Below are 6,019 nucleotides of genomic sequence, written 5' to 3' on the forward strand. Positions count from 1 at the left end.
CCTTCACACCATCGCCGCGCATATAGAGCATGCCCAGATTACCGACGGCGAGCGCATCGCCTTGCGCTGCTGCCTTGCGGTACCACTGATTGGCCTGCGCAAAGTCCACGGCAGTGCCATGACCGTTTTCATACAGCACACCGAGATTGTATTGCGCGTTGGAGTTGCCTTGCTGCGCAGATTTTTCATACCAACTAATTGCTTGTGTTTCGTCCTTGGCGACCCCGATGCCCTGCTCGTACATTAGAGCCACATTGAACTGGCCATCGGCGTTGCCTGTGTCCGCAACGGTTCTAAATTCCTTAAATGCCAGCGGCAAGTCACCGGCTTGATAGGCCGTAACGCCTTCCTCTAAGCCGGCTTGCGCCGGTCCGCTCAGGAAGCTGAAGATCGTCACGAGCGCTAGGGCTGTGGTGGGGTGAAGTATTCGATTCATCGCTATCATGTGAAAGTCTCTGGTTCGTTGGTGAAGACCGCTGATCTATGATTAACACTTCTAATGACAACCTGAGACAGACCACGGTTTAGGCTGTTACGGTTTGATCGTGGTCTATCCCTCGATATTACTGCCCTCACATCTCTTTCGCGGAGCTTCTCCGGTCTTACCGGCCACCTCTCGCTACCGCCCAATGCCAAGCCTTCGCCCCCGCAATTCTGCAAGTTGCGACCGGCTGCTTTTGGCCCAGAGTGTGTAAAAACGCATTCGGACCTTGTCGGCGCGAAGAGCCGACGGCCGTTCGCTGAGTTATTTCGCTTAAAGCACCCTAGTTGATCAGTATCGCATCGGAGCTTTTCAGCAAGCTTCTACAGCTATCCAGGTCATCCAGAACGAACCTTTTCAGGCCGACAGCTCCTCCATCAAACCATTGGCTCCAACGATCTTCATGACCCGTTTCAAGTTGTAGGCAAGCACGTTCAAGCTCCTCTCTGCACTTACCCCGGCCAGCTTTCGCGTCAGGAAATGCTGTGCACTGCGACCTCAGCGCACAGCCCTGGCATTTCGAACTCCGGTTAGGCTTCTCGCTCAGGCGTCGGCTCGACTGAATGCGGTTGAGATAGCCATAGATGTAGATCTTCAACAGGACTGCGGGGTGGTAAGCGGGACGGCCTGTGTCAGCCGGAATAGCCCCATCAAAACCCAAGGAAACCAGGTTGAGTTCGTCGACAAAAACGTCGACTACGCGCACCGGATTGGTATCGCTCACGTAGTCGTCGAGGCTTTCGGGAAGTAAGGTGCCTTGGCCTCGATGTTCACCTAGGATAAAGCGCTTCATGGGCGATCCCTGCGATAAATTCCTAAGAAATCATAGCAAGGGTTCACGAATGCGTTTTTACACACTCTGGGCCCATTGCTGCCCTTCATGAAGGGCAAAGAATGGCCGATTCTGTTGAAAAAGTCGGATTTTCAGTTCGCCTGAACTCAGGCATGACCACCATCATAGAACCTACTCACCACATTGAGTGGTTTCTCTGCCCTTCGTTGACCTTTGCTGCTCGGTTACTCGTTTGGTTTGAGGGTTTTTGCATAGTGCAGACGCACCCGTCCCGTACCCATCAACCAGATGAGCCGCAACCGCAGGGTATCGCTCTGCTCAACCCATCCTACGAGCTGCTTCGCTGCGGGGCTTCCCGCGCGCAGTGGCTGGTCGGTGGGCACTGGAGCAGCGAAGGCTGCAGTCCCACGCATAGCGTGGGAACGATCAACCTCAATCAAACTGTTTTGACGCGCTGGCGATGCGCTGGTACTTACGCAGCTGCCGGTTAACGCTGCGGATATCCAGAAACAATATCTCTGCGCTGCGCCAGAGCAGCATCCAAGCGGTGACGGTAACGACTCCCACGGGGATGGTGCCTTCAATCCCCAGAGCCGTGCCTCCCAGCGCCAAGGCTAGTGCCAAGCCCAGGAGTGTCAGCGCTACCAGCCGTTGGGTGCGAATATCCCCTCTGAGTTGTTCGCTCTTTTCCGCAAAGGTATTGCTGATCGCTTGCTGCAGGCGTTCTCGCTCATCTTCCGGGCAGCGAATCTGCAGGCACAACTCGGAGTGGTACCAGGCGCTATCCGACAGGTAGTCCACCAGCTCGGGGCTTAGCTTCGGGTTGTCCGGCGAGGCAAACGGATTGAGGTAATCGTGGGTGATCGTCAGGTCGATTTTTTTAGTCATAACGTACTTTTACCTGGTTGAGTTGTGGACGGAGGCTTTAGCGTTCGAAGTAAAGCTAGTCGCAAGACAGCTGTTCTGCCTGATCGGCAGTCGCACGCGCTGTTGTAGGAGCGGATTTATCCGCGATGCGTTGGTTCCACGTAGTGTGTGAGTACCGTACAAGGTTGGATCAAGGCCAATGGCTGTCAACCATGCTTTGACTGTTCGAGCGTATTGCCTGGTGGAAAGATGCTCTGAGGCGTGCAATGGGCTTGAAAACAGGAAGTCCTCGTTGAGGAGATGCGACTGATGCATCCATGCCTCCCGAACCACTCGGGTGTGCTCAGTGATTTAAAATTGCACTGGATGCTGGGTTTTCTGCTGCATCACGATGGCCCGTGACGACACATGTTCCCCATGGGCTATGTCTCGGATTCGCAACTTGGTTAAGTCACGGGCACGCAGCTTGCTATCGATGGCCAAGTTGGAGCGCCAAGTCCCTCTCGATCCGTGGGTTTGGGCAACTCAAGCGAAGCGTTGCATTGCATTGCCAGCGATAAGGCTAGTTTGGTGTTGCATAGATACGGCCCCCCCGCTTCTGAAGCCCAATCAATGAGCCGAAACGCCAACACCAAGATCAATCGCTCACCTCTAAGCGGACCCTAAACTCCCCTTTCATCGCCGCAAGCTGCTCGATCCCTGAAATGAAACGGCCTAAGTGAACCAGATCACTGGAGCTCTGAAAGCTTCGGTAGTACACCACCAAATTGCCCCATGGCGCATAGAGCGCAAAATCTCCCACGGATGGCTTTAGCCCGAAGGGAGCCGCAACGGTTGACACCTTACGAGGCGGATAAGCGACTTTTTCGACATTGTTGTAGTCACTGAACTTCAACGTGAGCGGTAACATGGACACAAGATCGCGTGTGGCAGGGTTGTCATTCAGCTCCACCACCGCCTCATAACCTTCAAATTTGAGTTTGAGCCTGGTCAGTGAGGTTGATCTGTCTGGCATGAAAGGCACCTTTTTGCTCGCAGCTGTATGCTCCGGGCTCTCGTGATCCCCTGAGCCCTGCTCCATGGCAGCAGGACTCATCGATGCACAGATTAATATCGCCGAGAGGCTCAGCCACACGGTTGATTGGGCGTTACTTTTCTCATGTCCATATCCCATCCGCTGAGCGTTTCCAGATCTCGTCAGGCTGTCGCGTTCGACTCGGCGAGATGAACTTCAGTGGCACTGCGACCAGCTAGCCAAGCGAGAACAGATGCTGCGACCAGCACGATTGCGCTTAGCTGGAATGTTGCTTTATAGCCGCTTAGATCAAATGCAAGGCCGCCGATGATTGCCCCTCCTGCGATAGCCAGTTGGACAATGGCCACGAGCAAGCCTCCACCGGCCTCAGCATCATCAGGGAGAGTTTGGGCCAGCCATGTCCACCATCCAACGGGAGCAGCAGTCGCCACCAGCCCCCATAGCCCGAGCAACACTGCGGTCAGTAACGGCGATGCACCGAAGGTCATCAGAGCCATCGCTATGACAGCCATTATCAGGGGTATCGCTGTCAGCGTGCGGTAGAGGCCATTGCCCATAAATCTTTCGATCAGAAAGGTTCCGATAAAACCTGCAAGTCCCAGACCCAGCAGCATGAAAGACAATGTTGAAACGCTGACTCCGGTGACGACCTCAAGAAAGGGGCGCAGGTAAGTGAACAGCATGAACTGCCCCATGAAAAATACGCTGACGGCTACCATGCCCAGTGCCACTGGCAACTGCCTCATCAGCCGCAGGGCATTGCCGCTACCTGCGTTACGCTCGACCTTGAAGGTCGGAAGACTTATCAGCAGCCACACGGCCGCAAGCGCTGCGAGCGGAACAACACAGAAAAATGCACCGCGCCATCCTATCAGCGAGCCAAGGAAGCTGCCCGCCGGGGCTGCGATTACCGTAGCGAGAGCGTTACCGCCATTGACAATGGCCAGCGCGCGGGAAACTTGATCAGGCGGCACCAGACGCATTGCGGTCGCCGCTGACAATGACCAGAAGCCGCCGATTGCGATGCCGATCAAGGCACGCCCCAGCATGAATGAGGGGTAGCCTGGAGCGAGCGCGACGACCGTACCTGACACGATCATCAGCAATGTCAGACACAGCAACAGCTTCTTGCGTTCGACGCGAGCGGCGATTGTTGCAATGACCAGGCTTGTGACTAATGCGAATGCACCGGACACGGAAATACCCTGGCCTGCCTGGCCTTCCGTGATGCGCAGCTCTGCCGCAATGGGGGTTAGCAGGCTGACGGGCATGAATTCTGAAGCAACCAACGCGAACGCGGCCAACGACATGGCCAGCACGGCGCTCCAGCCGCGTTTTTCTGTAGTAAGAACAGTCATGGGAACTACCTGTGGTGCAAAAAGTGTGATGGTGTTGCGGGATGACGAACGAGGCGTCGATCGCTTCGGTTTACGCGAACCGCCGACGTCATCGGTACACGTTCGGGCGATTGCCCGAACGTGCTGTTGTTCACTCCGCCAGCGTCGCGTTGTCGATCACAAAACGGTATTTGACGTCACCCTGGAGCATCCGCTCGTAAGCCTCATTGATTTGCTCTGCACGTATCAGCTCAATGTCAGAAACGATGCCGTGTTCGGCGCAAAAATCGAGCATCTCCTGGGTTTGCGCGATGCCACCGATCATCGATCCAGCCAGAGTGCGGCGTTTCATTATCAGGTTGAACACGTTGGGCGATGGATGCGGCGAGGCCGGCGCGCCCACCAGTGTCATCGCACCGTCGCGCTTGAGCAGCACCAGCAATGCGTCCAGGTCGTGTGGGGCGGCGACGGTGTTGATGATCAGGTCGAAGCTTTTCAGGTGGGCGGCCATTTGCTGTGTATCGCTTGAGACCACCACCTCATCGGCGCCAAGGCTTTTGGCAGCTTCACGCTTCGATTCGGACGTGGTGAAAGCCACCACATGCGCGCCGAGCGCATGGGCCAGTTTGATGCCCATGTGACCCAGGCCACCGATGCCCACCACGCCTACTTTCTTCCCGGGGCCCGCGTTCCAGTGACGCAGCGGCGACCAGGTGGTAATGCCCGCGCACAGCAGCGGCGCAACGGCAGCCAGCTGTGCCTCGGGGTGGCGAATACGCAGTGCGTAGCGCTGATGTACAACGATCGCTTGCGAGTAGCCACCGAGTGTCCAGCCGGGTGCGTCCGGAGTCGGAAAGTTGTAGGTGCCGATCATGCCGTCGCAGTAGTTCTCAAGGCCTTCAGCACACTCTTCGCAATGCTTGCAGCTATCGACGATGCAGCCCACTCCGACCAGATCACCCGGTGCAAATTCGGTGACACTCGATCCAACGGCTGCGACACGGCCGACGATCTCGTGACCGGGCACACACGGAAATTTTGTACCTTCCCATTCGGCACGCACTTGGTGCAGGTCAGAGTGGCAGATGCCGCAATAGGCGATCTCGATTTGCACATCTTCCGGGCCAGGATCGCGACGAGTGATGCGCAAGGATTCAAGCGGTGTGTCGCCCGCATGGGCGCCATAAGCGAAAACTTCCATTGTGGCTCTCCTGTAACAGTTCGACACATTCTCCCGGTCGATCTGCCTCTACCCTAGTGCATTCCGCTTGAATGCTTGCCTAATCCTATGGCGATGCAGGGTGGTGGATAGGAAATGCTGCTTGGGCGCACTAGAGTTCAGTCAACAGGAGCGACCTGACATGATCCCTAACCCCCTGCGCTATGAGTCACCCTTGGCGTTAAACATTGACCCGCGCGTGAGCGAAGCGGGTGACTTCGCCACATCCATACCCGGCCTGTCGCTGTTTCGTCGCGACCAGCCGGCGCCCCCCGCTGTATGCATG

5 protein-coding genes and 2 pseudogenes are annotated in these 6,019 nt (G+C 56.3%); all 7 read right to left on the bottom strand.

What is annotated here, in order from left to right:
* The coding region (locus tag AC1DRJ_RS17550) for a tetratricopeptide repeat protein (RefSeq protein WP_477803270.1) at nt 1–445 on the bottom strand (445 nt) is incomplete at its 3' end.
* A gap of 559 nt (nt 446–1,004) precedes the next feature.
* Nucleotides 1,005–1,274, bottom strand: a pseudogene (locus AC1DRJ_RS17555) (transposase); the annotation flags it as partial.
* Between the two features lie 432 nt (nt 1,275–1,706).
* Nucleotides 1,707–2,162, bottom strand: a complete 456-nt coding sequence (locus AC1DRJ_RS17560; protein WP_477803271.1) for a hypothetical protein — start codon at nt 2,160–2,162, stop codon at nt 1,707–1,709.
* Between the two features lie 9 nt (nt 2,163–2,171).
* Nucleotides 2,172–2,670, bottom strand: a pseudogene (locus AC1DRJ_RS17565) (tyrosine-type recombinase/integrase).
* A 108-nt stretch (nt 2,671–2,778) separates the two neighbouring features.
* On the bottom strand, nt 2,779–3,156 hold the full coding sequence (locus AC1DRJ_RS17570) for a cyclophilin-like fold protein (RefSeq protein WP_477803272.1): 378 nt from the start codon (nt 3,154–3,156) through the stop codon (nt 2,779–2,781).
* 182 nt (nt 3,157–3,338) lie between these two features.
* Complete coding sequence (locus AC1DRJ_RS17575) at nt 3,339–4,535, bottom strand: MFS transporter (RefSeq protein ID WP_477803273.1); 1,197 nt, start codon at nt 4,533–4,535, stop codon at nt 3,339–3,341.
* Between the two features lie 130 nt (nt 4,536–4,665).
* Entirely contained in the window at nt 4,666–5,715 is a 1,050-nt protein-coding gene (locus tag AC1DRJ_RS17580) for an NAD(P)-dependent alcohol dehydrogenase (RefSeq protein WP_477803274.1), read from the bottom strand.
* Nucleotides 5,716–6,019 lie beyond the last annotated feature (304 nt).

It is taken from the genome of Pseudomonas sp. P5_B2 (assembly GCF_056400445.1).